The following is a 25,319-nucleotide window of genomic DNA, read 5'->3' on the forward strand; positions in this document are numbered from 1 at the left end:
CTTATGCCGACACGTTTATATCGGCAGAGGAGACCATTTCCCGTTCGGTTTTGATCCATCCCCATTGGCCGCGTGCCATACGATAGAAAGCCATGAACGAGGCAATGATCCAAATGAATGCGGTGTACAATGCGAATGTGATCATAAGACCAGGACCTGCATACCATGGAATCTTGATGTTCGATACTTTGCTGTATCCCGGTAGAAAGATCAGCTGAATCGAAAAGGCGAGCAACAACTGTACAGCTTGTGGTACCCATAACCCGAAGTTCTGTAGAGAACCCATCCAGTTACTATGTGCGTGGACTAGGCCGAACATCGATAGGATGCCAAGTACATAGTCAGCGAACAAGATAAGCGGGATGATGATCATGAACAGATACAGTGTTGAGTCGAGCTTCGTAACCAGTCGGCTGTTGCTTTGCCACAGAGACTTAATCCGGCGCCATACTTGGTAGTGTCCTTGGACCCAGCGTGAACGCTGCTTGATAAGACGTGTGAAGCTGGTCAGGCCGTGTTGGACGACAGGTGTTTTACCTGTAAAGCAGATCCGTTGGCCTTGGCCTGTAAGAGCCATACCTAAATCGATGTCTTCTGTCAGTGCTCTGCTCCATGGCTGAGGGCCAAGTTTTTTCATAGCTGAGTAACGTGTGAATTGTCCGTTGCCACCCATTGCAACAGAGGAGATCCAGTTACGTGCCTTCTGAATAAAGTGGAAGAATGCTTGGAACTCGATGTCCTGCATAAGGAGCCATAGGTTTTCGTTTGCGCCTTTGATAGATACAGGAGCTTGAACAGCACCGATGTCTGCTGAGGATTGAAACATGGAGGTGACCTCGTTGATGACTTTCTGATCCATGTAGACGTCGGAGTCAGTTACGCCAATGATGATCTGGTTCTCCTTGAGATCTGGGAACCATTCTTTGAGCTGCGTTTGTGCCCAAGCATATGCATCGTTGAGTGCCATGCCTTTACCTTGTCGTGCAAGCGGATGCTTGCGTTGGAAAAGGTGAATAGTTTCTCCTTCGTAATTCTTTACAATGTTTGCAGTCTCATCATCAGAGCCGTCATCGATAACAACTACATGTAACCTAGCAACCAATCGTTCCATCTGCGTACATGTTTGGCTGATTACTCTTTCCTCGTTCAGAGCTGGAACCAGGAGAACGTAACCAATCGAGCCTACATCAGCTACTGGAAGTTCCACCTTCTTGAATGACCATATGTACATAAGTAGATAGTAAAGAGCGATAAACGTAAAAATCCCAAAAAATATATCTACATTAATATCCATAGTAGTGTCTCTCCTACTCCTCTTAATAGGCCGACATTAGTGGCGTTAGAATCGCTGCATGAACCGTGTGGAAATGGAACACACCGAGGTAAGACACGACAAATGTCAACATTACAAACGTCATTACACCTAGAAATATATTCCCCGATTTCAATTTTTTCTTTTTCACAGTGATCACCCATAATCTTTGAGTTTAAAGAAGCTCTTATTTGGACATATTGTCCAAATAATTTTTAAAAAAATATCCAGTAGACACACCTAAAATGTCAGCTAACGTGCACACTAAGTCTGCTCTAAATGGTCGTTGTCCTGTCTCCATCTTGGTCAGTCTTGACTGTGACATGCCAATTTTCTGAGCACATAAACTTGTGTTAATCCTCTAGCTTCTCGAAGCTCGCGAAGACGTTCATGGGGACACACCTCCATAATCATCACTACCATACTGGACAATATGGCAACAAAACTTCTGTACCGATAATATATAGACATTTCGTCTAAAGTCAACATAAATTTAGACGTTATGGATAAAAATGTTGACGGAGTGGCATATTTGTCGGATGATCTTGACGTTGGAGGGGTGCTAGTGAGTAACCTTAGTACGCGGCTAATGGAGTGCAGGAAGCGGAAGGGATGGACTCAATCGTTTGTTTCGGAGAAAACTGGAATTACAAACTTTGCGCTTTCAAAGTATGAGCGTGGGACAAGAGAGCCCGATACTTCCACACTATCCATCTTAGCTACATTATATGATGTCTCTATCGACTACCTTGTAAATGGTGACTCGAGGGAGCTGGATTTATTTGAGATTTTACACTATGATCATTTGTTATTCCGTGGAACCCAACTTACCGCTGAAGAGCGAAGTAAAGCCATAACTATCCTGATGGCCTTGTTTAGTCAGAGCTAATGTTTTTATTAATTTGAACAATTTTATTTCAGGATTTGCGGTCCTCTGCTTTAGACGGCCTGTAGTGTTGTGTGGATCTACTTTTTCAGCGATATACGGAAAAAACTTGATTAACCCCAATAATTAATATTACGGTTATATGTATGGCGTATAGCTAAAATCTTGAATTGGTCTTTAACTAGGGTCTACTGAATGAACCATAAACCCACGCTTGGCAAGGAATCAGCGTATGATTTGTCGAAGTAAAGTGTATCGACTTTGAGCGGAACAAGCGAAAAACCGTGCACTTGGAGGACCGGCATTGTACGCGAATCATCAGGACCAACAGATACTTCCCGGAGACTTCTTTCTCCCGTTTGGGGGACGACTTAGCGAGAACAACCGCTGGGTTCAACTTTCGTATCTCATCCCATGGCGACGTGTAGAACAGGAGTACAGCAAGCACTTCAGCAAGGACGTTCGGGGCGGACGTGCGGTTTCGGTTCGGATGGCGCTTGGTGCCCTGATTATTCAGGAGCGGGAAGGTTTTTCAGACCGTCATTTGGTCCAGCACATCACGGAAAACCCGTACCTTCAATACTTCATTGGTCTCCCGGCGTATCAAGAAGAACCCCCGTTTGACCCGTCTCTGCTCACCCATTTTCGCAAACGATTGGGACCGGACGTCATCAACCAAGTGAATGAGTGGATCGTGCAAGCCGGACTGAAGGATGAGCAGAATGGCGACGATGACCAAAACAACAATGAACCCCCCAGGGAATCTGGACAGTCCGAAGTAAACAGTCAATCAAAAGCTGAGGTTCAGGAGCCTCAAACCCATCAAGGGAAGCTCATTCTGAACGCAACCTGTACACCGGCAGACATCGCGTATCCGACAGACCTGTCGCTGTTAAACAGAGCGCGGGAGAAGCTGGAAGACATCATTGATACGCTTCACGCGCCGCATAAGGGCGAAGTGAAGAAGCCCAGAGACCGACGTCGTCAAGCACGTCGTGACTACTTGAGGACAGCGAAGAACCGTAAGCCGAGTCGTGCTGAGATTCGCAAGTCTGTCGGTCGGCAATTGCGTTATGTGGCACGGAACTTGAAATTCATTGAACAACTCGTACATTGCACTCCCCTCATGGCACTCTCACGGCGACAATATCGTGACCTTTTGGTCATTGGTGAGCTATATCGGCAACAGCGAGAAATGTATCAGAGCCGTAGTCATCGGGTGGACGATAGAATCGTAAGCATTGCACAACCCGACGTTCGACCGATTGTACGTGGAAAGGCAAAAGCAAATGTGGAGTTTGGTGCAAAGGTGTCAATCAGTGTGGTTGAAGGATATACACTGATGGAGAGAACAAGTTGGGACAGCTTCAACGAGGGTTCGACGCTAATTGAGTCAGTGGAGCGGTACGTTGAGCGTTTCGGATATTATCCGGAGACCATCTTGGCGGACAAAATCTACAGGACACGTGAGAATCTTCAGTACTGCAAAGACCATGGAATCCGGATGAGTGGTCCGAAACTTGGACGACCACCAAAGCAAGTCGACCGTGAGCAAAAGAAAATGGAACAACAAGATATGGGCGAGCGCAACGCAGTGGAAGGAAAGTTTGGTGAAGGCAAGCGCATCTACGGGCTTGGCTTAATTCGAACGCGCGTTCGACAAACAAGCGAGACGGTCATTGCCATCCAGTTACTGATTATGAATCTCGAAAAGAGGCTACGGCTTCTTTTTTTGCTCATACTCGGAGAACTTTTTGGAACAGATTTCGGCACGACCGTGGTCATTGCGTAGTTCATTCATCAGACCCTAACTATAATTCAATTACGATCAACGATTGTTTCGTTATTCTCTCTGTAGTCTTTTTTATTCTTTGCGATGGGTTGTTCCTCACGTACCGATCCCTGGGCATTAACTTCAGAACGTTGTATGATCGCGTAGCTATATAGATCGCATATATAATCTTGAAGCTCTCTTGCAATTAATTTCAGTTCTTCAAAAACGTGTTCTATTGTATAAGCGCAATCTGTAGTCATTGAATGGATTATTGAGATTAGCTCATGATGAATGTTTGTTATCTCTAACAAATCGGTTAACTGTTCCGAAAACTCATCGCGAGGTATGAGCGGTTTAGAATTACCATTGGTATCGATGAAATAATTAGGTGTTATGTCGTCAACTGATACAGAGTCTCTCTTGGTTAACATTGCCCACTTATCTAGAATAGCCTGTCCATTGGGTTTTTCTATCAAAATATATCCCTCCTATGGCAAGTAAAAAATACTCACTTTACATTTTGTGGCTTATTAAATTTTGTGTAACTTACATTAATACATAAATTTTAAAATCAGTGTTAATTGAGTTGTCGTGGAGTTATTTTCTAGGATGACAAGAAGTAAATGACAACAGAAAACAAATCAGTGTACAATGAAATTTCAATAAGTTATACTTACATAACCAATATTGCTATGATAGATGATTTTGGTAAATAACTCAAGTTTCGCCCCCTTAGGCCGCCAGTTTTTCCTTGATAGCATTGGGTAAATGGCTTATAAACTGTTCAACAATCATGTCGATCACGGTGTCGTTTTGAACATCTGTTGCTTCCATGATGGATATCAGCAGGTTTATCAATAGACGAATGTCGTCGACGAACCGGATGTCGTCTAGCTCGTCACAGCAGTCGAAGAAAAGAGCGCCAATCGTTCTTAGATCCTGGTCGTTTCGTGCGGCAGTTGCCAACATGATGTACCGTGCGAAGACGATGGTGGTATGGGCAAACATCTGGTCGTATGTGCGTCCCTGCAGTTCTTTTGCCAGTCGGAGGTGGGATTTGCTGACCTTGAAGAAGCACTCAATGTCCCATCGTTTTCCGTAGATGCGAATCACTTCATCGTCCGACAGGTTTGTGTCCGTAGAGAGCAACGCCAACCACTGGCTGGAACGGTTCCTGTCTCGAACGAACACAATCTTCACGAGAACTGGGTTGCCCTTTGCATCTTGCCCTATCGTCACCATGACAGAAGCAAGGATCTTTGCTCGTCCACGGCGTTTTTTCAGAGCAGAGTACAATTCTTTTAGTGTCATCCGCCGTCCTTCGTATTCGTAGTGAACCTTGGGCGTGGCTTTGAGCATGCAGACAACGTGGATCGAATGCTTCAAGGCCCTAAGAATGGTCGCCGGGTGTGCAAACCAACTGTCAAATAGCAGGTATTTGGCGGTAATGTCCATGCCTTGTGCTTGGGTCAGCAACTCGAACAGAATGTCCGTTGCCTTTTGCATGCTCTCTTTCCGACGCTTGTAACCGCAGGTGCGCTTGTCGATGGACCCTTCAACACCACGTAGGCGATTGCGCTCGTTTTCAGAACTGAGCAACGAAAAGGTGAGTGGCACGAATGAATTCCCGTCCGACCAGCCTAATGTAAGCATTCGAAACCCACGAACAAATTTGTGAGACACATGGTCGTAAACCCTGGCAAGCAATTCGACTTTCTTGCTACGACTGCGACTAAACAGCGAATCGTCGACAATTAGTACATCTGCTCTGTCGTCTGAAATGAGCCGAGATATCCGTTGTATGACGGCAGCACTCAGCAAAAGCAGAAAACGCCGCCAGTTGTTACGGGGGGAATTTAAGAATCGATACACCGTATCCTTACCAAACCCTTCACCACCTGACTGCTTCAACCAACGGTTCAAACTTCGCTGAGTAAATACGAGACTGAATACGGCGCGGAACACATCCAGAACAGCCACACCAGCTTGTTTGGTGATGTTCGACTGCTTTAGGAGTCGTGCAATTCTGTACTCCTTGAAGAAAGCAAAAACCATGGATTGGAGTTGATCTTGGTCCTCAGGCTCACGTACCATAAGGGGAAACATCCTCTTTCCGTAGATTGTGGTCTCGACAACTTCAGTCTACTAGAAAATGAGGATGTTTTGCCTTTTTCAATGCCCGAAAACCCAGTCATACCAAGCGTTCATTGGCTCAAACCGGGTGCGAAACTTGAATCATTAATAAAATCTGCGATGGAAGAGACAGGTAGGTGAAGTGACTGGACCTGTCCTTTCCTTATCATGTGTATAGCCTCAATTCCTTTAAGTGTGCTGTCAGCAGTTTGAAACGATTTGAATCCCAGCATCGGGTTCGTGATCCTCTTGATGAATCGGTGGTCTTGTTCAACAATGTTATTCAGGTATTTCGTTTGCCGGATTACGGTTTCTTGCGGTATCTCCGTTTCATCCTTTAATTGCTGTAGTGCCGGAGGGTAAGCAGGGTTTTTATCTACGGTGATGACTCGCGGTGTTTGATTGTGTGGGGAAGATAACGCCTTTTTAAAAAATCGCTTTGCGGCGAGGACATCTCGATTCGCAGACGGCATGAATTCGATCGTTTGACCTTTAGAATCCACAGCCCTATAGAGATACTTCCATTGTCCTTTTACTCTAATATAGGTTTCATCTACCCGGTATGAATCGGTAGTCGGCTTCAAGAAACGACGAATGCGCTTATCGACCTCAGGACCATACTGGTGAACCCACCGCATGATAGTGGTATGAGAAACCTGAACTCCTCGTTCTTTTAGTAGTTCGACGATATCCCGGTAGCTTAAGCTGTATTGCAAATACCACCGAACCGCCGTCAGGATAATATGAGATTCGAAGTGCTTCCATTTGAACGCATTCATACCATAACTGCCTCATTCCTGAAGTTTATCCGGACAATACTACCATGCCTGCTGTTTTTGCACCAGAACCCATTCCCTATTTATTTCTTCAATCTAGTATATTTGTACGCTTGAATGGATAGATTAGTAGTAAAGGTCAATCGGACAACAAACACGGAGGTGCTTTACGATGTACCAGAACTCAAAAGTATGCAAATCCGTCGAAGAATTTGTTGAAACCCTCAAGGCCCTTATCCATATGGATCACGTAGCACGCTTTAACTTGGACGGAACATGGACGGTTAGTTATTGATGCGGAACCAACCCGCCCGCACCACATGGGGCGGGTTTCATATAAACCAGGTTGCGTCGCCTTCCACCCGTGGGCAGCCGAGCGTTCGTGCGGTTGCTCATGTGAGCAGAAGAGCGCTTGAACGTTTGCTCTAAAGAGTATTAGAGCGTTTGAGCACCCGAGTGGTAGAGCGTTCCAGCAACCGAGTGGGTAAGCATATGCACGAAAGAGCGAATCCTCAAGTGAGCATATGAGCTATAGAGCGAGTGAGCGTTAGACCGTGTGAGCATACGAGCGTTTACACTACCGAGCATATGATCAAAAGAGCGTTAGAGCATGTACACGAAAGAGTATTTCATCATCCGAGCGATCGAGCATAGGAGCATATGTGCATCAGAGCGTTAGTCCAAGAGAGCAGTTGAGCAAAAGAGCATTTGAGCATATGAGCAAACGCACTTTCGAGCGATAGAGTGTTTGAACATATGCACTAACGAGCGACAGCCTCGCTAGTCCTAAATAGGCCCGACACGTACACCCCGCAGCTATCGTCCAAGGTATTGAACAGGGCAGTCTGGACGCCTGATGTGCGTATTCTGGATAGCTTAGACCTTGCCCACTCAGCGTATTTCTGGACCGAGCTTTTTGTTAGGCCCATGTCGTCCGCGATTTCCTGAAAGGTCATACCGTCCATCAATGAGCGGAGTACATAGGACTCACGGCGGGATAGCGAGCTCATATCGACCGATACGGTATCAGCTGCGCGATCCGCCTCATCGTCGGTTGAGTGCGTGTCATAGGATACAGCAAGGCCGTTTAGGGCGTCCGGTTCCACGAGGATAGTTCGGTAGTCTTCATACTCGGTGTTTGTCATTTGCCGGATAGCGTAGGAAAGGGACTCAATCATGGAGGCGTACTGTTTCTTTGTTTCGAAGTCATTGCATAGGACTTTCTTCTCACGGAGGGCCACTATTTGCTCTTGGTAGGCTTGAACTAGGTCTTGCATGTTCGTCGCTCCTTTGGGAAGTTCGTAACGCACTAAAAAGCCCTGTCTACCGTGTGGTTACAGGACTACCGTTTTGCGGCTGATTTTGTCATACGTCTGCTCTGAAGTAGGACGTATGTCCCAAGTCAGTGGAGCTTTTGAGCCTGCTACCGTCTCGCACACGGTGGTAGATTCGTCGGGAGGTCGCAACTCCCGGTGAACCCGCTGGCTTTTTAATTGCCCCTATATGGGATATTATACCTCGCCCAATGCACCAAAAGAATGCCCGCGTTGCATTCGTAAAATTTTTTTCAAGTTCAGGTATAGAATCTCGGAACTCTGCCAATCCTGCTAATAGGCGAGTTGGGAATGTCGTGTGATAGGCCGATGCTACGCTATGGTTATCGCGCCTATCGCCAGATATTCATACCATATTCTCAAAAAATTTTTTGATGACCGCTACGGGGCCGATTTGGCCCGTTTTTTTATTGCCCATAGCCGTGAGTATGGGAGGGCACTAAAAAACGCCCACAGAGGGCGTATGGCTCGTTTGGCAAGTATTTATGTGCTTAGGTAATTATAGCTTGCTTATCCAGCGATCCTTAGCGTAAAGTAGAAACAAATAAATCGGACGAGAAAAGCGAAAGGGATTCCCCCCTCCGCCAAGAGTTAAGGGAATCCCAAGTCCAGCGCTATAAAACTGATAGGCTTATTCTAACCGTTTTTTGTCTTGATAATCAAGACAGAAACGTGATTTAGTGCTAGTAAATTTTTCAGCACGATTCGAGCGTATCGGACTTATAGCGCATCGGGACAAGTGTACCCGTATGCGCTTTTTTCGTTCCTTCGCAGGAGGAATGAAAGACCATGTCGGAAACAAGTCGTATCGAGGTCATATGGGGCCACGCGATCCTCGACGAAGGATTCACCACTATACCCAATCTCCTAATGCGTAACTTCCGCAGGCTAGGTATCGAACACGGAGAGTGGAGCCTGATTTGCACGCTCCTAACGTATAAGCACGACGAGCGAGACCCGTTCCCGAGTCAGGACACTCTAGCCGAGCACCTCTGCTGTTCCCGCAGGCAAGTTCAGAAGTGGGTAGAAAGCCTGGTCAAAAAGAACCTTCTGCTTGTTGGACAGCGATTCAACGACAAGAGTGGTCAGTTTGGCAACTCGGTTTATAACTTCAAGCCGCTAATTGACGCTGCACTAGCCCTTTATGATAAGGACGAACCCAGCGGTCCAGTAGAAAATGAGTGGAAAGTTCGGTACCAAAAGCCGTGCGTACCTGAAGTACGCACGGGTAAAATCGAACCGGACGTACCTGAGGTACGCACGGACACGGGACTTGAGGTTCGTACGGATACGCGACCTGAGGTTCGTACTAAAAGAACAAGTATTAAAACTACCAAATCTAAAATTAAAAGTAATAGAACAACAACAAAGGAGCCTAGCAACTCTACCAAAGCTGCTAACGCCAAAGCGAAACACGATACAAAGCGTATTGTTGTTGTTGTCGATTCAGAAATTGACGATTTAGGGTTTGAGATTGAGTCAAAACTTGGTGCGCCTATCCGTACCCTAATGCCTATGCTTAGTCAGTGGCTAAAAGAACACGGACGCGAGTACATAATCGAGAAGGCCGAGATTATACAAGGCGGCGATTGGAATAATCCTCTAGGTGCCTTCCGTAAGGCCGTAGAGGAAGATTGGCCCGTGATCGGGAAGAAGGCACAGACAAAGTCTAGCGATGACGACGATGATTTCGCCCGAGCTGAGGACGAGTGGTACGAGCGTTCCCGACAAAGTCTCTCAGGCAAGAGTAGTACGCAACACGATTCACGTTACGAGAACTTTTATAAACTGTTCCCCGACAGCTAAAGGAGGTCTTTAAGTGACCGCAAAAGTGATAACTCTAGGCATCCAAAAAGGCGGCTGTGGCAAAACCACTACAACCGGGATTGTTGCTCACGTGCTGACGCATGAATATAACAAGCGTGTTCTTGTGGTTGATATGGACAGCCAGGGCAATCAAACGGAATATCTTACCCGTTGCGACATTTACGAGTTTGACGAACGGACGATTTTTGAAGCATTGAAAGAAGGCGATGTTCGTCCATACATCGTCAAGCTCGAAGATAATTTGCATCTAGTTCCTGCGACGGACGTTCTAGCGACGTTCTCATACTGGCTATACCACGATGGGAAGCATATCTATCCCGAGAACAATGCAATGCATCTGAAGGCGCTCAGAAAGGCATTAGAGCCTGTTCTGAACGATTATGATTACATCCTCATAGATACGCCACCCCACATCGGAGAGCAGACCTTAAATTCGCTCGTAGCGTCTGATTATGTGGTGGTCATGTTCGAGTCAAGCAAATTCTGTCTATCTGCCGTAGAACGATTCATAGAGACCGTGGAATTCGTCCAGGGCTCAACTGGACAAGAATTGAATCCAAAGCTGCAGGTAGCCGGAATCCTGCGCAACTTGAATGACAAACGCAGGAGTGACATGAAAGACCTCGTGGAACTGTGTGGAGACCAGTATCCAGATTGGGTGTTTGAATCTGTCATCGACAGAACGGCTGCTACTGGACGTTTGGCATTAACAGGCTTTGATCAATCCGAGAACAAGGAGCTGCGCAAAGCCATTGACCCATATCATGAATTTGTGAAGGAGTTGCTTGCACGTGTCGAATAAGAAACCGGATTACAAGGCGTTAGCTACGCAAACGCGTCGGCGTCTTCCTCATGAGGCGTTCTTGGGATCTCCTGGCGAGGATACCGAACCATCAGAAGAAACCATTGATCAGATTAAGGAACAGGTCATTGGCTCGGAGCAAGTAAATGAGCGCTCGAGCACAAGTGCAGATGAGCCTTTGAGCGATGGAACAAACGAGCGTTGGAGCGAAGGAGCGGCTGAGCAAACGAGCACACCCTCAAACGAGCGCTTGAGCGAGAGTGTAAAAGAGCAAGTGAGCAAAAGTTCAAATGAGCGTTCGATCGATGATGAGGTCGGTCGGTACTCGTTTGACCTAAAGCGCAAGAAGCACCGTGCCCTTAAGTCAAAGTGCGCGATGGAAGGAAAAACGATCTCCGAAGTACTGGATCGGCTAATTGACAGCTACCTACAGGAAAACTAGGGGCCAGTGAGCAGGTGAGCGTTCGCTCGAAAGAGCAATAGCTCACCTGCTCCTGTGAGTAAACACTCGTTTTCTCTTATGCTCGTATGAGTGAACGAGCATAAGAGCGTTTGAGCACATGAGCGTATGTACCACGAAAACAAAAAGGTGCCTCAAACGGGCACCAAGGCTAGTTTTACGGTCTTCCTTTGAAGATTGTTGATGGTAGCGGTTACTATGAGCTGTTCAACATCACCCTGCTCCCCGATGAGGGGTGAGCCCACTGCCCGAAGGGAAATATAGTTCCCTTCCTTATTGATATAGCGGAAATGGATTTCCCTCTGCCGCTTGTCCTGAACCATTCCCAAAAACTCCGTCATCGAGCAAAAAACTTTTCTGAAGGCGTGGGGTTCTCAGACCGCACTTGCCGACGTGATCGATAGACTCGAAGGCCATGCACCCAAAGAAGTGTCCTCTGACCTAAAGCGTGTCCGCGGAACGCGCTTTGCGGACTTGGGATCGAACCAATGGACTTGAAAACACGAAACACCATCACAAAGAAAGCAGCCGGCGTGACGATTGGTGTTTTGAATGACGTCACAAAGAAAACCGAACACGTCGCGTTCTAAGCCTAGAGCTCAATGACCTGTACTCCAAGCCTTCGAAGCCTTAGACATAATGAACTTCTTCGTGCGGGATGTTGATTATAAAGTGGGGTTACTCCCACAAAATCAGGCCGCAATCATTCGCAAGTTGTATATGGGTAAAGACCCATTGCCGACAGACCAAGAGGTCTACAATGACTTGTACGATGAAAAATGGTACGTCTCAGAACGGCATTACTACGAACAAAAAGCAGAAGCGATGATGACACTCGCCTATGCTTTTCGTATAGAACAATATGCAGGATGAGGGGTGAACTGAAGTTCGCCCCTTTCTTTGAATATATGTAATATGTGGATTGTTGAATTCGGTTAGCATAAAGAGGTTGTCCGAAAAGCATCCGATTCGAGTAAATGTCTAGCCAAATACATGAATACAGGCTTCCTGATATGGGATAAGTTTACTTGGTAATTTGGTGAATGCCTCCGTATGGGAACACATTGCCTGCTCACCCTTGAAAATGGGCGCACGAACCCCTTGTCAGTAACATTGGCTTTTGTTTATTTTCCAGGTTCTGCTTGCCTATGCAGCGATATCGAGTTTCAATTGCTCGGCCTGGACTGTATACATTTGTGTAATTCGCTCTATGTGGTCATCAGGCAGCATGGTCTCTCGAATGTGACCTATCCTCGCCTGCATGAGCTGGAATATATCCTGCATGGTGAAGAAGGACTGTACTCGTTTGTTTGTTCGTACAGGCACCTTCTTGTGTTTCATAACTGTTGTCAACTCATTGGACTCTTGCGCAAAGGACAGCTCAATCTGCCTTCTGAAATCAAGCATCTGGGCATGCAGCATGGTGCCTTGTGGCACCGGGCCGTATGCAATCGGTTTGTCGTCAAAGGAAAATTCGAATTGCCTGCTGCATACCCCGGATAGCGGGCATGACTGGCATTTCTCTGAGTCCCCACGAAACCAGGAAGTGGCCGTTTTCCAGTCAAAGCCATCCCAAATCAGTCGTTCGCCTTGTTCGCACTCAGGTTGCCCATGTTCATTACATTCCTCTGGCATCACCATACCACTGCGAAACCCTGTAACCACAGCCATACTGTGTTTGTGGTATGCCTCCTTCTGGTCATCCGCATCTATGTAACCCATGTCGGCAACGAGATACTGAGTGCGCATTTCGTTAATCTGCCGGAGTTTCTCTATCAGTGGAAGCATCACTCGAATGTCGCCCACATTCGCAGGCTTAAGGATAGACAACAAGGCCACAGGTCCTTGAGATGTTCTTACTGCAATCGAGTGCTTCCGGTAACCAACGAAGAAACGGTTCTGGTTCACCTTGCTGCGCTGTGCCCCATAGGTGGCGTCCGGGTCAGAAAACGTTTTTTCACATGTGCAAACTGACTTAACCTCACAATCGCAGCGTTTTTTCTTGTATCCGTTGACATTGGCGTAAATCGGACGAGAGTCAATAGCGGCGAGGGTGTCCTGGATGAATCCCTCCATGTGAATGGATTGACGTATAAACTCGTCACGAATTTGTTCGAATACGTCCGGCCCTACTTTGTTACGGAAGTCACTCAGGCTCTGGTGTGACGGAACCTTTGCTGGATTGGGTACACCGATGAAGCTGCGCCACGCCTGGTTCTTTGGGTCTCGCAACTGTTTGCACAATTGACGGAATGAGGTAATCTCCGGCCTAGTGAAATACAGATAGTGCATCCGGAAATAGGCGATTAGAGATGCGGGTCTGCGTCCTCTCTTGTCGTACAGGGGTCCGACGAGCAGGTCCAGGAATGAGTCGTCAATGTGATCTACGTAATCAACGAGTTCGGGGTCGAAGCCAAGCGTGTTATAATAGGCGTATGGAAGCAGGTCTAACTGCAAATCTATGGAAAAACGCACCTCCAGAACTGGAAAATTTGACGGCTGGATACCTTCAATTTTACCAGTTTTGCGGATCGGTGCGTTTTGCTATTTACTCAAAATTGCGGGCTTTTCGGACACGCTCATAAAGGGTTAAGGGTGAAAAAACAATATGAAAACGTCGGGTCCTTCCAAGCATATTTTAACATCGCCGCATTCTCACAGTGATTTTTTAGCCGCGGTATCGAAATTTTTTGCTCAGCGGTGGTGGGGTGGTATTTCTGCTCTAGCGGGAATAATCGCGATGGGTTTAGCTATGGCAACGGTGATATATTCTGCGATAACCGTCAGAGCGGCTAATGAACAATCACGAAAAGCGGATGAAGCAGCAAGGGAATCCGAAAGACAATCGATGGAATATCTCGAACGATTAGATGAACAGACAGCCAGATTGACTGAGGCCCTCCTTCGTCCACAAGTACGGTTCATCGTAAGTAACAGGGCGAATCAAGCGATACACAATTACAAGGGCTTGATTGCCGCGAATGGCGCACGTACAGTGCCCCAAATATGGGTACCAATCATCAATGTAGGACTTGCTGTGGCAGAAAAGATAGATATCGGATGGACGTCAGAACCAGACCAAGGACTTCCTACTGATACATTTTCGATGATGTCCCATGTATTTCACTTCATACCCGCGCAAAGTGATATTCAAGTCTTGGCATTCAGGATCTCACCCGACGATCATCCGCTCGGGGCTGGCTTTATACATTTGCATGTTAAATATAGTGATCTGATGGGAACCAGATACCATTATCAAGCTAAGTTGAGATATGCTCAGTCGGGTGGCGTACCGGGGCTTATTGAAGATTCAACAGAAGTCATCGAATAACATTGTATGATGTAAGTGCGGATCGAGTCCGCCCTTCATTTTTTGTCCCTTTCTACATAAAGGAACAGTCATCGACACGGCATGTATCGTATGGTGGGCGTGAGGTGATTCGATATGTATGATGACGCCACACGATATGTAGCGCGTTTTGGCACCAAAGCTGCGGCCAGTTTGGCAGGAATCAGCGAACCAACCGTCAGGAAGTACTCTCAGCACCTATCAAAACATGGATATAACATCAGCACAGCCAATGGGCGCGACCGCAAGTATAGTGATTACGACATCACGGTACTTACTGAAATGAAAAGACTGTCCGATGAAACCGGTATGGACGTGGGCAAGATTGCCCAAATGGTCATAGCCAAGTACGGTAGTGCGCCAGTTGAGGACGATTCGATACAGACCGAATCGAGTGAGGAAACGGCCTTAACCACTACTCCGCAGGACTTTGCCGCAGTCGTTGAACTTGCCAGCAAAACCTATTGGGATAAGGCGAAACAGGAAATGACCGACGAAATATCAGAGCGCGTTCGTGACGAGGTGAAGGCAGAGTTCCAGAGCGAGCTAGGTCATTTGAAAGACGAATTGCGTGGCATGATGGAAGAAGTAGCGGCTACGCGAGAGAAAAAGAAGCACTGGTGGAGATTCGGACGATAAAATATCAGGCTACTAGAACAATATGCAGAATGAGGGGTGAACTGATGTTCGCCTCTTTTCATTTCTATGCGTTATGATTTCCGTAAAAGTCGAGATCGGCGAGGGTTTTTGGGTAAATTTAACTATAAAGGGGTGTTGGGATGTGACAATAAAAACAATAGTGTTCGATAAACTTAAGAATGCACTTACATATCTAGAGAACTTATCACTTAGTAATCAACTCGTGGTGTACAGAGGCCACCAGAACAGTAAATGGCGCCTACAGACTACGTTAAGTCGTTTCAAAAGAGTAGTAGGAAATCAGGATGATGAGTGGTTCGATTTCGAGGTCGGTGCCATTCTTGAGCAATTTAAGGGTAATTTAAGCCGACTTGGAGATTTACCGTTCCCTAATAACTCAAGAAGTGATTGGCTTGAGTATGCACAACATCACGGTGTCCCCACACCGTTTTTGGATTTCACTTATTCTCCGTATGTGGCATTGTTCTTTGCGTTTAATGGTATCCGTATCAACCACAGGAAAAAAGGAGAAAGGAAAAAGTATGTTGCCATTTATGCATTGAATGTTAATCAACTGGCCCATGCGTGGTCTTTACGTAGAAATCCATTCAAGGTTGGCGAAATCAATAATGCCTTTTTTGAAGACTATCACGAATTCTTGAATCCTCAACGTGACCCATTTAACGTATACAACACGAAGGAATTTGTTGAGTTGGAACGACTATTACATACTAGCACGCCACCAGACGCGCTGTAATAGCTTATAGACGCATTCAGTGGGCTGCATGGTATTTTGCTATTAGGGCTATCCGAAAACGCCTAAAAATCGATTGTATGTAGGTTTGTGTAGAACAAAAACCAACATATGTAATACGCATCTTGAGCGTTAATCAGTGATTCACTGAAAAAGTAAGTGTATACAATGTGAACAATCAGAGGCCGACTATGTTAGACATACTTCGACACTTTCTCTGTGATATGGTGATTCGGTGTTGAATTTTGGGATGTGTTAGGGGAATTAAGTCACATCATGATAATTAATCTGAAGTATAGCGCCGTGGAAGAACTTCGCAGTCAAATGATAAAGATTGCAGAATATCGAGGAAGCCTTACACATCCCGATGTTATTGCTGCGAGTCAACGCCTAGATGTCTTTATTAACCGTATTCAATCGAAACGGTTTAAGGTGTACCGTTCACGCTACAGTAAGAACAAGAGCCAGATTCAACTTTTTTGGCCCAATCGCAAGTACCGAGCGGGACGTCTTTGCCATTTACACGTCGGAACCCTGTTTTGAATACAGTGCTATTGCTGGTTACCTGTTGTAAGGTCTGACAGTGAGTGCAATAAAATAGTGTCTGCTGCGTCGTATGCACCACCCTCTTTTTTCTAAATTATATATCTTTTTATTCGATATTTAAATCGATAAATCACTTAAATTTACATTATAGCTACATGCGAATGTATATAGGCTATCTATTTTGGCCATCCTGTTGCTAGACAAGGTATACGGAGTGGGCTTTATTATGCGTGTTGTCAGGGACAATCCAGCTGTACGTTTGCGTGTGATTATGACAGAACGAAATATGACTGTTCAGCATTTGTCTTTTTTCAGTGGTGTATCAGAAAGAACGATTACTGCGCTACGCTCAAATTACTCTCATAGAAAACCGAATATGGATACGATTTATCGGATCTGCAACGTTTTAGATGTACATCCTAATGATATATGGTCTGACTGTTAGCTACATGCAGGAATGACCGAGGACAGCCATTTTCTTTTCTCAGATCAAACATCACGTATGAATATCTCATCGGCGTTGCGTACAAGCCTCAGTTTAAGTGCATCGCCGATAAATCGAATATGGCACGAAATAAACGAGTACATCATGAGTGCTCGTATTTTTGTCGTATGCTGTGCGCCGTGGTATATATAGCATGTAATTATGCGACAGGAAGATGAGACAATTTGGATACAAAAATATATTTTTCAAATAGGACTAAACCCCAAGTGCTAAGCATCCACCCCGACGTAAAGCCCTTTATCGATACAAATAACGCCCTAGTGTATTGCCCAATGGCAGATGACAATGTAGAAAAGCACGATTGCGAAGGTTGCGCATGGTATGAACATAACGTGTGTAGTCGGTTTTAACGATACGAGCCTCTACGGTAGCTCGGTCTTTTTATGCGGACACAGAATAGGACATTTTCCCCTTGAAATACCTTCTTATCAATCACAGCGTAGCGCCATGTAACGCGGTGTAGCGTAGCGAGATGATATGGCCATTGTATGGAGTGCTAAGACTTGATTAGCAAGCAATGTTACAATACATTGATGATTCGTTTCCTTGCAGGAGGGTACATATTGAATAAACAAGAATTGATCAACAAAATAGCTGAGAAAGCTGGACTAACGAAGAAAGATACCGAGACTTTGGTGAACGGTCTCTTTGATGTTGATGAGAAGGTTCAGATCCCTGGGTTCGGGACGTTTGAAGTTCGTGAACGTGCCGCTCGTACTGGTCATAATCCGCAGACTGGCGAGGCCATAGAGATAGCTGCATCCAAAGTATAAGGGTGTTCCCTGGTTTAAACGCAGGTACCGATCCTATGTTGGGTCGGTCTTTTTCGTGGGCGAGTGCTGTTTTATGTGACGCTTATCCGCACCAAAATGGGCCACCGTCAGCCCCACCTTCGCTGACGACATTGGCGACCACACATGTCGCCCTCCTGTAGAATCCGAGTATAAAAGACCACCGGTGCAAAGTCCGTCGAACCATGACATGTAAACCAAGAGGTGTTGGCTGCTAATTACCAGCAAAATGTCGCTTATTTTGGCTAAACCTTGGACAGGGGTCAGAGAGAGGTTGTCACTGCCGCAAATGCACGAAATCACCTCCGAACCCTGTCACAAGAAAAAGGCAGATTTCGCTCAACGATGCGGGTTCAAAGGGGATCAATTAGTATAAAATAAACTATACTTTAAACTCATCTGACTTGAGGGGTATTTTTTCAAAAACGGCCTTCTCGTTTCAACGGTTATACAATAAAAAATTTCCAGTAAAAATGACGCCGTGCCCATTTCATCGGAGCTCATATTATTGTTTTATTCGTGCCACCTGGTTGAGACTGTTTCCCCTAGAAGAACCATTTCACCCACGCAATCCCCTGTCGCAGTAGGACGAGGCGGTAATCGAGTTTGCACCAAATTAACACCGAATTAGCGCCATATCCGCTCCTTTTTATCGCCTTTTTAACAGCGCAAAAAAAAGACGACCCATGATATAGGCCGTCAGTCCAGTAAGTGTCTGATCTTATTGTCGTATCTGGTCAACTCTGTATCATGAATCCATCGCATCATGGAGAGTGCACCGTACATCGCGACTTCATCGTGGGATGGACAGCACGTGCGTGCCGCGTATTCGGCAAATCGCGCCATGTCATTGATCAACTCGTCAAGTTTCCCGAATACGTCACCGACATTTTCCGCCAAGTCGTCGCTCTCAAAGCGGCGTACTACATCGTCGACGAGGAAACTCGATTGTGCTGCAAATTCGCGCAGCATATGCTGGACGTACTTGGCGAAATAGAGCGCGTATACCTCATCTACTCCACGTTGAACCCCCTGATACAGATAGTCCGATTGGTTGGGATATTGAACTCCTATAGTCACGCTACACTCCCCCTCTTTGTGTTGTGTGCCAGTGCGCGTCGGATGTCGTCCACTACGATGTCGACCCAAGCTGAGATCGCTTCCGGTGACATGGGCTCGCTGTCTTTGAGTTCGTACTCCTCAAACGCGAATGACTCCATCACGGCGCCGACAAGGTGATCGCGAACCAGTGCTAACTGTGATACTGGCATGTCCATTTCTCCTTTGTGGTGGTAAATTCGTATCGCTTGAACACATTCTACAACGTCACCGTATCAAATTCAATACATAGATACATATTGATTGTAGATAAAATATACGGTAAAATGTATACGTTGATAGGAGGTGGGATGATGTCGCCAAAGTCGATATCCATACGTCTACCGGACGAAGCAAAACGGCTGCTCGAATCAGTGTGTTTTGTCACTGGGCACTTTCAGGTGGATGTGCTGGTGCAAGGGTTGAATATGTACGTTGAGTCATTGTCGGATGATGTACGGGCAAAAGTAGAACAAGCCATGACGATACGAGGAGAAACGGAAGAATAGCACACATTACCGCTCGGTCGATAGCATGATCGGGCGGTTATTTTTATACCATCGATACATGGTGTAATTGGTATAATTTACAAATGTGCCTATATACGATAGACTAGCCTGATTGGAGGCGATGACGGATGTCTACGTCTAAGGTGACAATTATTAGAAACGACAAAGGTCAAGTAGTTGGGCGGATGTACGGTGAGATTGACCCGAAAATTATAGCGCGATTTTTTCTGAAACGTATACCAACAACACCCCCACCAAAACGGTAGGGGTTGTTTTTTATATTGCGTCATCGTACGGAACTAGAGGGTTTTCACATAGTGCGAGAAGCCTTATCGTACGGGCAACACATCGTAAAACTTATTCCGCGCCGTGGTAGTGTTACGATTAGGTATGTTGTTGACGAAATCGAAAGTGGCTGAATCATACATGGCTATCCACTGTAATAAAAAATCCCGTGCCAGTTCATACACGGGATGAGTAAGAAATAAAGTTGCTTCAGTGCATGACGAGTATACTGCTCTCATTTCGACTGTGCAATAAAAAATGCCCGATAGCCGTATAAGCCATTGGGCGGATCAGGGGTAAATGTGTCACAAATGATCATAACATAAAAACCAGTATAATACAAATATTTACATATGATTAGCGAATAAATATTAGTAAGTATGTATATTATGTACATTGTCGTACAAAATCGGCATAGTCATTTCATCGCGATCGGCTACAAACCGCGTCAAACCAACGTTTTTGTCGTGTATAAAATTGCGCGTGTCCGACAACGCAAAAAGGCACCCGTACCGGCAATACGGATACCCATTGCGGGATGAAGACTGCTCCTATCTCATATGGAGCGCTGATGCGCGTATTCTGCCCTAAAGAAGGTGCGAGCATCCACCCATCTCGACGTAATGGACGGATACCCGCGATAGTACTTCCCTGCGCTATTAATGTGCCCAGTTAATCGAGTGATATCACCCGTGTGACACGGATACCGTTCAGATAGTCGATATATCTATGGTGGCCGCGCGACGTCGACCATCGGCAGAAATCCTCGTTTATTTCGATGCGAGATATTGATATAACGTCTCACGACTAATTCCAAATTCACGTGCCAACTGTGCCTTTTTCTCACCGGCTGCGACACGTTCATGTAATTCCTTGACCTGTTCATCGGTGAGTGACTTCTTACGTCCCTTGTATACACCTTTCTGCTTGGCTATGGCAATACCTTCACGTTGGCGTTCCTTGATTAGCGCACGTTCAAATTCAGCAAACGCACCCATTACATTTAACAGCATCATCGACATAGGGCTATCTTCGCCCGTAAACGTCAGATGTTCCTTCACGAATTCAACCGCGATACCCTTACCTGTCAATCCAAGCACCAGACAGCGTAAATCATCCAGGTTACGAGCGAGACGATCCATACTATGAACGACTACGGTATCGCCCTCACGAGCGAATTCAAGCAGTGCATCCAATTGTGGCCGCTTGGTATCTTTACCTGATGCCTTATCGGTAAATACACGGTCTAGTTGTACACTTTCTAATTGTCTGTCTGTGTTCTGGTCAACCGTACTTACCCTTATATATCCGATGCGCTGTCCTGCCATGGTATCGCCTCCGTGTCGTTCTGTCAGTTTAGAGTCTAAGACATTACCGGTGTAGTGTCAAGAAAAATAAAAAACAACCCTAATCTGACATATTTAAACTTGTCTATCTGACGTTGTGTTAGGGTATACATCAATCTGACAGTTTTGCCGAGTGAATCAAACTACAGTGTCGATATAAGGTTGTTGTGAGTTTGCGAGGCGGCTTGCGGCTGGCGTTTCGTGCGGTTGGTTGGCGAGACTGCTACAGGAGGACGAATACAATCCAATCCATATACAGACCATCTGATATGTGTGGTGTAGTGTTGATGGTGCTATAGTGGCAGCTGCAGGTGTTTAAACGGGGTGTATGGGTTCTGGTGCAAAAATTCACGAAACCACAATATACGGTTGTGGTGCAAAAATTATGAGTAGCATAGACTGAACCATCTATCATGCTTTGGGGTTATGCGGATACGCCAAACAGGTGATTGATGAACTGCGCGATGGAAGAGACGGGCGAGAGCTGTATCTCGACCTGTCCTTTCCTCAGTATGTGCATGGCCTCAATTCCCTTAAGCGTCCTGTCGGCAGTTTGAAACGATTTGAATCCTAGCATCGGGTTCGTGATCTTTTTGATGAATCGATGGTCTTGTTCAACAATGTTATTTAGGTATTTCGTTTGCCTGATTAAGGTTTTTTTCGGTATTTCTGTTTCGTCCTTTAGTTGCTGTAGTGCCGGAGGATACGCGGGATTTTTATCGACGTGATGACTCGCGGAGATTGATTATGTGGGGAAGATAACGCCTTTTTAAAGAATCGCTTTGCGGCGAGGACATCTCGATTCTCAGACAGCATGAATTCAATGGTTTGCCCATTAGAATCCACCGCCCTATAAAGATATTTCCATTGTCCTTTCACTCTAATATAGGTTTCGTCAACCCTGTAGGAATCGGTAGTTGGCTTCAAGAAACGACGAATGCGTTTATCGATCTCAGGACCATACTGGTGAACCCACCGCATAATAGTCGTATGAGAAACCTGAACTCCTCTTTCCTTTAGCAGTTCGACGATATCCCGGTAACTTAAGCTGTATTGCAAATACCACCGAACCGCCGTCAGGATAATATGAGATTCGAAGTGCTTCCATTTGAACGCATTCATACCATAGCTGCCTCATTCCTGAAGTTTATCCGGACAATACTAGCATGCCTGCTATTTTTGCACCAGAACCTTGTACTGAAATCGTTGGAAACAGTAGCAAACCAAGAGCAGTATCTAAATTCGTTGGACTCAGCGGTAGGCGACGGAGATCATGGTACGACAGTCGCGCGCGGGATGCGCTCAGCGATTGAAGAACTTCAGAAGCAGGATTACGAGACGCTGAACGCGATCAACGTGGTCGTAGGTGAGAGCATGATGGATGCCATGGGTGGCGCATCCGGTGTCCTCTATTGTGTATTCTTCCGTGCTGCGCGGAAATGCGATACGTACACAGAACTGACCCTTGATGCGTTCTATAACTTCGTATCACGCGGTCTGGAAGAGCTGAAGCGGCGAAGCGGTGCCGAAGCAGGAGATAAGACGATGCTGGATGCGTTGATTCCGGCGGTCGATACCGTTCGGCAGCACTTGGAAGCGGGTAACACCGATCTGATTGCTGCACTGCAGGAAGTGGCCCAGGCTGCACGTCAGGGATCGGACAGCACCAAAGAGATGACCGCCCGTTTTGGTCGTGCGAAGTTTCTGGGAGAGCGTGCGCTGAACAACGTTGATCCGGGATCGGTCTCTATTGCAATTTTGTTTGAATCGTTCTGCGAGAACGCAAAGTCCCTGGCTGAGGCAAGTAAATGACGCGGATACGCTGGTTCGGGACCAACTGGAAGATGAACAAAAGTCCACAAACGGCTCGGGAATGGACGACTGCCGTTGGGACCTATATGGCCGAAATGCCAGCTGACCAACGATTGTTTGTCATGCCGCCGTATCCATTGCTTCCGCAGATATTGCAAGACACCAAAGGTACAGGCCTGATTGTCGGCGCTCAGAATTGCCACTGGGTGACGAGTGGTGCCTTTACAGGTGAGGTTTCCCCGCAGCTGCTCAAGGAGATTGGCGCGCATAACGTATTGCTCGGCCATGCAGAACGCAGGAAGCAGTTCGGTGAAACCGATGAAATGATTGGTCGTAAAGCTTCGGCAGCACTTCGCGTGGGACTGGGCGTCGTGCTTTGCATTGGTGAAGATGCCTCAATCAAGGATGATCCGGCGACGACGCGCAGTTTCCTTGAGAAACAATTGTCCATCGCTTTAGGTGATATTCCTGCCCTCGCCCCCGAGCAGCTGGTTGTGGCATATGAACCGGTCTGGGCGATTGGTGTGGGTGCGGATCCGCCGGCCGTTTATGAGGTTGCGGAGCAACTGCGCGTGATTCGCCATGTGGTCGATCAGATTGTCAACGAACATGTACCCATCGTCTACGGTGGGAGTGTGACGTTGGAAAACGGACCATCCCTGTTGACGGAAACGGTCGCAGATGGTTTATTCATTGGTAGACATGCATTGGATCCGGCGATGTTCATTCGAATCATCCAGACAGCGCTCGGAGAAAGGTCCGTGGTGGAATGAACGAACGTGATCAGCGTCTTCAACAGATTGTCACGATTGTGGAAGACGAGGATACCGTCTCAGTCGAATATCTGCAGGACAAGCTCGGCGTCTCCGGCTCGACCGTACGCGGCGATCTTCGACTGCTCGCGAAAGAAGGCCGGATTCGCCGCGAACACGGACGGGTTACGCGAGTGGGTGACCACGCAGCGTCGCCTTCCGGCTTGCCTTCATTTGAGAAGCGGCTCAAGATTCGACAGGCAGAAAAAGAGGCGATTGCCAAACTGGCGGAGTCTTTCATTGCGGAAAACGACTCTATTATTTTGGATGCCAGTTCTACGTGCTACCATTTGGCCAAGCGTCTGTATACGTCTACAAAAGCCTTGACTGTGGTCACAAACGGAATTCAGTCAGCGCAACTGCTGAACCAAAACCCGCGATTGCAGGTCATCCTCATCGGGGGGACGCTCGGTGTCCAGAATAATACGGAGGGCATCCTCGGCATCGAACTTTTCAAACATCTCAATATCAAGAAATGCTTTTTGTCCGGTTATGGAATTTCAGTGGAGCAAGGTGTCACTGACTTTAGTCTTTTGGAAATTGAAATGAAGAAAAAGTTTGTTGAGGTGGCACAGCGGGCTTATATTCTCACGGACTCCACCAAATTTGGCGTGGTGTCAGTTGGGAAGTTTTGTGACGCGGAGCAAGCGGAAGCCATCATCACAGACAATGAGCTCTCAGAGGAAACAGCGTCAGAGTACCTGGCGCACGGTGTACAAATTATTCGCTGACGATGGCCCGGCACGCGGGCCATTTCGTCATTCAGGGTGCAATCACAAAGTCCGTCTCCGGAAAATCCTTTCTTACCTCATCGGAGACGCCTTCATCTGTCACCAGTGTTTGAACATCAGACAGGTTGCCGAACTCTGATACCGAATAGGTTCCAAACTTTGAGGCATCCAGTACACAAATACGCTGTGCAGCTCTTCGAAACATATGCCGCTTCAATTCCACTTCCTGCAGGTCAAAATCCATCAAGCTTCCGTTCGATGCCAGTGCTCGCGCAGAGAAAAAGAACTTCGTCGGATGAATAAAGTCAAAAATTGACGTTCCGACGAGTCCTTCCACGGTATTTTGATTCCTGATCATGCCACCAATAATGAAAACGTTGATATGGTTTTGCCCGGACAATTCCTGCGCAGCGTATAAACCGTTCGTCACCACCGTAACCGCACGGTCCAATTTCCGAATCTGCTTGGCTAGTTCCAGGCACGTCGAACTGGCATCCAACATGATGGAATCGTGTTCGTGTATATATTCTGCGGCGCATGCAGCGATACGTGCCTTTTCTTCGCGTCTTTGAGTTAGACGATTGCTAAAGCTAACATCATTATCTTCACGGATAATCGCACCACCATGCGTGCGTCGAATTTGGCCTTGTCTTTCGAGTTCTTTCAAATCTGACCGTATCGTTACCTCGGAGACATTGAGCATCTTGGCCAACTGGGCAACGGATGCCCTAGATTCTTCGACGATTTGATGTAGAATGGTGTTTCTCCGCTCCTCCGTGTATAGCTTCCTCATGGAAAAGCTCCTCTGATGTGTTTGTTCAAACCATATAGGAGTGAT

The 25,319-nt window shown here is 46.6% G+C and carries 28 protein-coding genes and 1 pseudogene; 16 read left to right on the forward strand and 13 right to left on the reverse strand.

Annotated features, from left to right (window positions below; genetic code table 11):
• Position 1: 1 nt before the first annotated feature.
• Both NZD89_RS28590 and NZD89_RS29935 read right to left on the reverse strand, forming a co-directional pair.
• On the reverse strand, positions 2-1,294 hold the full coding sequence (locus NZD89_RS28590) for a glycosyltransferase family 2 protein (RefSeq protein WP_268008690.1): 1,293 nt from the start codon (positions 1,292-1,294) through the stop codon (positions 2-4).
• Between the two features lie 205 nt (positions 1,295-1,499).
• Positions 1,500-1,670: a helix-turn-helix domain-containing protein gene (locus tag NZD89_RS29935; protein WP_369125287.1), complete on the reverse strand. Its 171-nt coding sequence runs from the start codon at positions 1,668-1,670 to the stop codon at positions 1,500-1,502.
• A 144-nt stretch (positions 1,671-1,814) separates the two neighbouring features.
• Between NZD89_RS29935 and NZD89_RS28595 the strand changes: the two genes are divergently transcribed.
• Complete coding sequence (locus tag NZD89_RS28595) at positions 1,815-2,201, forward strand: helix-turn-helix domain-containing protein (protein WP_268008691.1); 387 nt, start codon at positions 1,815-1,817, stop codon at positions 2,199-2,201.
• 301 nt (positions 2,202-2,502) lie between these two features.
• On the forward strand, positions 2,503-3,990 hold the full coding sequence (locus tag NZD89_RS28600) for an IS5 family transposase (RefSeq protein WP_268008692.1): 1,488 nt from the start codon (positions 2,503-2,505) through the stop codon (positions 3,988-3,990).
• Positions 3,991-4,016: 26 nt separating this feature from the next.
• On the opposite strand, the gene NZD89_RS28605 is transcribed toward NZD89_RS28600, so the two are convergent.
• The 4 genes from NZD89_RS28605 to NZD89_RS28620 all read right to left on the reverse strand — a co-directional run bounded on the left by NZD89_RS28605 (position 4,017) and on the right by NZD89_RS28620 (position 8,158).
• Positions 4,017-4,448 carry a hypothetical protein gene (locus NZD89_RS28605; RefSeq protein WP_268008693.1) on the reverse strand — a complete coding sequence of 144 codons (432 nt, stop codon included), beginning with the start codon at positions 4,446-4,448 and terminating at the stop codon, positions 4,017-4,019.
• A gap of 256 nt (positions 4,449-4,704) precedes the next feature.
• Positions 4,705-6,066: an IS4 family transposase gene (locus NZD89_RS28610; protein WP_268008694.1), complete on the reverse strand. Its 1,362-nt coding sequence runs from the start codon at positions 6,064-6,066 to the stop codon at positions 4,705-4,707.
• Between the two features lie 110 nt (positions 6,067-6,176).
• Positions 6,177-6,884 carry an IS6 family transposase gene (locus NZD89_RS28615; RefSeq protein ID WP_326492960.1) on the reverse strand — a complete coding sequence of 236 codons (708 nt, stop codon included), beginning with the start codon at positions 6,882-6,884 and terminating at the stop codon, positions 6,177-6,179.
• Between the two features lie 758 nt (positions 6,885-7,642).
• Positions 7,643-8,158 carry a LuxR C-terminal-related transcriptional regulator gene (locus NZD89_RS28620; protein ID WP_268008695.1) on the reverse strand — a complete coding sequence of 172 codons (516 nt, stop codon included), beginning with the start codon at positions 8,156-8,158 and terminating at the stop codon, positions 7,643-7,645.
• A gap of 846 nt (positions 8,159-9,004) precedes the next feature.
• Between NZD89_RS28620 and NZD89_RS28625 the strand changes: the two genes are divergently transcribed.
• Genes NZD89_RS28625 through NZD89_RS28635 form a run of 3 tightly spaced genes read left to right on the forward strand, consistent with a single transcriptional unit; the run spans position 9,005 to position 11,286 of the window.
• Entirely contained in the window at positions 9,005-10,021 is a 1,017-nt protein-coding gene (locus tag NZD89_RS28625) for a helix-turn-helix domain-containing protein (protein WP_268008696.1), read from the forward strand.
• A gap of 13 nt (positions 10,022-10,034) precedes the next feature.
• A complete protein-coding gene (locus NZD89_RS28630) occupies positions 10,035-10,844 on the forward strand; it encodes a ParA family protein (RefSeq protein ID WP_268008697.1) in 810 nt (269 codons plus the stop codon).
• Positions 10,834-11,286: a hypothetical protein gene (locus NZD89_RS28635; protein ID WP_268008698.1), complete on the forward strand. Its 453-nt coding sequence runs from the start codon at positions 10,834-10,836 to the stop codon at positions 11,284-11,286. Before NZD89_RS28630 ends, NZD89_RS28635 begins: the two co-directional genes overlap by 11 nt.
• 152 nt (positions 11,287-11,438) lie before the next feature.
• On the opposite strand, the gene NZD89_RS28640 is transcribed toward NZD89_RS28635, so the two are convergent.
• A complete protein-coding gene (locus NZD89_RS28640; RefSeq protein ID WP_268008699.1) occupies positions 11,439-11,627 on the reverse strand; it encodes a PAS domain-containing protein in 189 nt (62 codons plus the stop codon).
• 349 nt (positions 11,628-11,976) lie between these two features.
• Here NZD89_RS28640 and NZD89_RS28645 point away from each other — a divergent pair, with 349 nt between their 5' ends.
• On the forward strand, positions 11,977-12,177 hold the full coding sequence (locus NZD89_RS28645; protein WP_268008700.1) for a hypothetical protein: 201 nt from the start codon (positions 11,977-11,979) through the stop codon (positions 12,175-12,177).
• Between the two features lie 273 nt (positions 12,178-12,450).
• Here NZD89_RS28645 and NZD89_RS28650 read toward each other — a convergent pair whose 3' ends face one another.
• Positions 12,451-13,779, reverse strand: coding sequence for a transposase (locus NZD89_RS28650; RefSeq protein WP_268008701.1), 1,329 nt, complete (start codon positions 13,777-13,779; stop codon positions 12,451-12,453).
• Between the two features lie 133 nt (positions 13,780-13,912).
• Here NZD89_RS28650 and NZD89_RS28655 point away from each other — a divergent pair, with 133 nt between their 5' ends.
• The 6 genes from NZD89_RS28655 (at position 13,913) to NZD89_RS28675 (ending at position 17,870) form a co-directional block, all read left to right on the forward strand.
• Entirely contained in the window at positions 13,913-14,635 is a 723-nt protein-coding gene (locus NZD89_RS28655) for a hypothetical protein (RefSeq protein ID WP_268008702.1), read from the forward strand.
• A gap of 114 nt (positions 14,636-14,749) precedes the next feature.
• A complete protein-coding gene (locus NZD89_RS28660; RefSeq protein ID WP_268008703.1) occupies positions 14,750-15,292 on the forward strand; it encodes a MerR family transcriptional regulator in 543 nt (180 codons plus the stop codon).
• A 142-nt stretch (positions 15,293-15,434) separates the two neighbouring features.
• A complete protein-coding gene (locus NZD89_RS28665) occupies positions 15,435-16,049 on the forward strand; it encodes an FRG domain-containing protein (protein WP_268008704.1) in 615 nt (204 codons plus the stop codon).
• Positions 16,050-16,322: 273 nt separating this feature from the next.
• On the forward strand, positions 16,323-16,589 hold the full coding sequence (locus NZD89_RS28670; protein ID WP_268008705.1) for an aspartyl-phosphate phosphatase Spo0E family protein: 267 nt from the start codon (positions 16,323-16,325) through the stop codon (positions 16,587-16,589).
• 229 nt (positions 16,590-16,818) lie between these two features.
• Positions 16,819-17,037, forward strand: coding sequence for a helix-turn-helix domain-containing protein (locus NZD89_RS29940; RefSeq protein ID WP_369125288.1), 219 nt, complete (start codon positions 16,819-16,821; stop codon positions 17,035-17,037).
• Between the two features lie 623 nt (positions 17,038-17,660).
• Positions 17,661-17,870, forward strand: a complete 210-nt coding sequence (locus NZD89_RS28675; protein WP_268008706.1) for an HU family DNA-binding protein — start codon at positions 17,661-17,663, stop codon at positions 17,868-17,870.
• 717 nt (positions 17,871-18,587) lie between these two features.
• Here NZD89_RS28675 and NZD89_RS28680 read toward each other — a convergent pair.
• Together NZD89_RS28680 and NZD89_RS28685 are read right to left on the reverse strand one after the other, a co-directional pair.
• On the reverse strand, positions 18,588-18,968 hold the full coding sequence (locus NZD89_RS28680; protein WP_268008707.1) for a hypothetical protein: 381 nt from the start codon (positions 18,966-18,968) through the stop codon (positions 18,588-18,590).
• Positions 18,965-19,159 (reverse strand): hypothetical protein, encoded by a 195-nt coding sequence (locus tag NZD89_RS28685; protein ID WP_268008708.1) that lies wholly within the window; start codon positions 19,157-19,159, stop codon positions 18,965-18,967. The genes NZD89_RS28680 and NZD89_RS28685 overlap by 4 nt, the downstream gene beginning before the upstream one ends.
• 141 nt (positions 19,160-19,300) lie before the next feature.
• Here NZD89_RS28685 and NZD89_RS28690 point away from each other — a divergent pair, with 141 nt between their 5' ends.
• Positions 19,301-19,495, forward strand: coding sequence for a hypothetical protein (locus tag NZD89_RS28690; RefSeq protein ID WP_268008709.1), 195 nt, complete (start codon positions 19,301-19,303; stop codon positions 19,493-19,495).
• Between the two features lie 1,055 nt (positions 19,496-20,550).
• Here the strand turns inward: NZD89_RS28690 and NZD89_RS28695 are convergent.
• The gene (locus NZD89_RS28695; RefSeq protein WP_268008710.1) at positions 20,551-21,108 is read right to left on the reverse strand and encodes a recombinase family protein; all 558 of its coding nucleotides are present in this window, start codon (positions 21,106-21,108) and stop codon (positions 20,551-20,553) included.
• A gap of 442 nt (positions 21,109-21,550) precedes the next feature.
• Positions 21,551-22,248, reverse strand: a pseudogene (locus NZD89_RS28700) (IS6 family transposase).
• 57 nt (positions 22,249-22,305) lie between these two features.
• Here NZD89_RS28700 and dhaL point away from each other — a divergent pair.
• From dhaL to NZD89_RS28715, 3 genes are read left to right on the forward strand one after another with little or no spacing between them, the layout of a single operon-like run.
• On the forward strand, positions 22,306-22,938 hold the full coding sequence (gene dhaL, locus NZD89_RS28705) for a dihydroxyacetone kinase subunit DhaL (RefSeq protein ID WP_268008711.1): 633 nt from the start codon (positions 22,306-22,308) through the stop codon (positions 22,936-22,938).
• Positions 22,935-23,711: a triose-phosphate isomerase gene (gene tpiA / locus NZD89_RS28710; RefSeq protein WP_268008712.1), complete on the forward strand. Its 777-nt coding sequence runs from the start codon at positions 22,935-22,937 to the stop codon at positions 23,709-23,711. Before dhaL ends, tpiA begins: the two co-directional genes overlap by 4 nt.
• On the forward strand, positions 23,708-24,481 hold the full coding sequence (locus NZD89_RS28715; protein WP_268008713.1) for a DeoR/GlpR family DNA-binding transcription regulator: 774 nt from the start codon (positions 23,708-23,710) through the stop codon (positions 24,479-24,481). The genes tpiA and NZD89_RS28715 overlap by 4 nt, the downstream gene beginning before the upstream one ends.
• A 31-nt stretch (positions 24,482-24,512) precedes the next feature.
• Here NZD89_RS28715 and NZD89_RS28720 read toward each other — a convergent pair whose 3' ends face one another.
• Positions 24,513-25,274 (reverse strand): DeoR/GlpR family DNA-binding transcription regulator, encoded by a 762-nt coding sequence (locus NZD89_RS28720; RefSeq protein ID WP_268008714.1) that lies wholly within the window; start codon positions 25,272-25,274, stop codon positions 24,513-24,515.
• Positions 25,275-25,319 lie beyond the last annotated feature (45 nt).

Source organism: Alicyclobacillus fastidiosus (assembly GCF_026651875.1).
In the GTDB taxonomy this organism is placed as follows: domain Bacteria; phylum Bacillota; class Bacilli; order Alicyclobacillales; family Alicyclobacillaceae; genus Alicyclobacillus; species Alicyclobacillus fastidiosus.

Bases quoted from the DNA above. Each gene is read 5' to 3' on its own strand.
- NZD89_RS28590 (WP_268008690.1), bottom strand. From the start codon at position 1,294: ATGGATATTAATGTAGATATATTTTTTGGGATTTTTACGTTTATCGCT.
- NZD89_RS28595 (WP_268008691.1), top strand. From the start codon at position 1,815: ATGGATAAAAATGTTGACGGAGTGGCATATTTGTCGGATGATCTTGAC.
- NZD89_RS28610 (WP_268008694.1), bottom strand. From the start codon at position 6,066: ATGGTACGTGAGCCTGAGGACCAAGATCAACTCCAATCCATGGTTTTT.
- NZD89_RS28615 (WP_326492960.1), bottom strand. From the start codon at position 6,884: ATGAATGCGTTCAAATGGAAGCACTTCGAATCTCATATTATCCTGACG.
- NZD89_RS28620 (WP_268008695.1), bottom strand. From the start codon at position 8,158: ATGCAAGACCTAGTTCAAGCCTACCAAGAGCAAATAGTGGCCCTCCGT.
- NZD89_RS28625 (WP_268008696.1), top strand. From the start codon at position 9,005: ATGTCGGAAACAAGTCGTATCGAGGTCATATGGGGCCACGCGATCCTC.
- NZD89_RS28640 (WP_268008699.1), bottom strand. From the start codon at position 11,627: ATGGTTCAGGACAAGCGGCAGAGGGAAATCCATTTCCGCTATATCAAT.
- NZD89_RS28655 (WP_268008702.1), top strand. From the start codon at position 13,913: ATGAAAACGTCGGGTCCTTCCAAGCATATTTTAACATCGCCGCATTCT.
- NZD89_RS28660 (WP_268008703.1), top strand. From the start codon at position 14,750: ATGTATGATGACGCCACACGATATGTAGCGCGTTTTGGCACCAAAGCT.
- NZD89_RS28670 (WP_268008705.1), top strand. From the start codon at position 16,323: ATGATAATTAATCTGAAGTATAGCGCCGTGGAAGAACTTCGCAGTCAA.
- NZD89_RS29940 (WP_369125288.1), top strand. From the start codon at position 16,819: ATGCGTGTTGTCAGGGACAATCCAGCTGTACGTTTGCGTGTGATTATG.
- NZD89_RS28685 (WP_268008708.1), bottom strand. From the start codon at position 19,159: ATGCCAGTATCACAGTTAGCACTGGTTCGCGATCACCTTGTCGGCGCC.
- NZD89_RS28690 (WP_268008709.1), top strand. From the start codon at position 19,301: ATGTCGCCAAAGTCGATATCCATACGTCTACCGGACGAAGCAAAACGG.
- NZD89_RS28695 (WP_268008710.1), bottom strand. From the start codon at position 21,108: ATGGCAGGACAGCGCATCGGATATATAAGGGTAAGTACGGTTGACCAG.
- tpiA (WP_268008712.1), top strand. From the start codon at position 22,935: ATGACGCGGATACGCTGGTTCGGGACCAACTGGAAGATGAACAAAAGT.
- NZD89_RS28715 (WP_268008713.1), top strand. From the start codon at position 23,708: ATGAACGAACGTGATCAGCGTCTTCAACAGATTGTCACGATTGTGGAA.
- NZD89_RS28720 (WP_268008714.1), bottom strand. From the start codon at position 25,274: ATGAGGAAGCTATACACGGAGGAGCGGAGAAACACCATTCTACATCAA.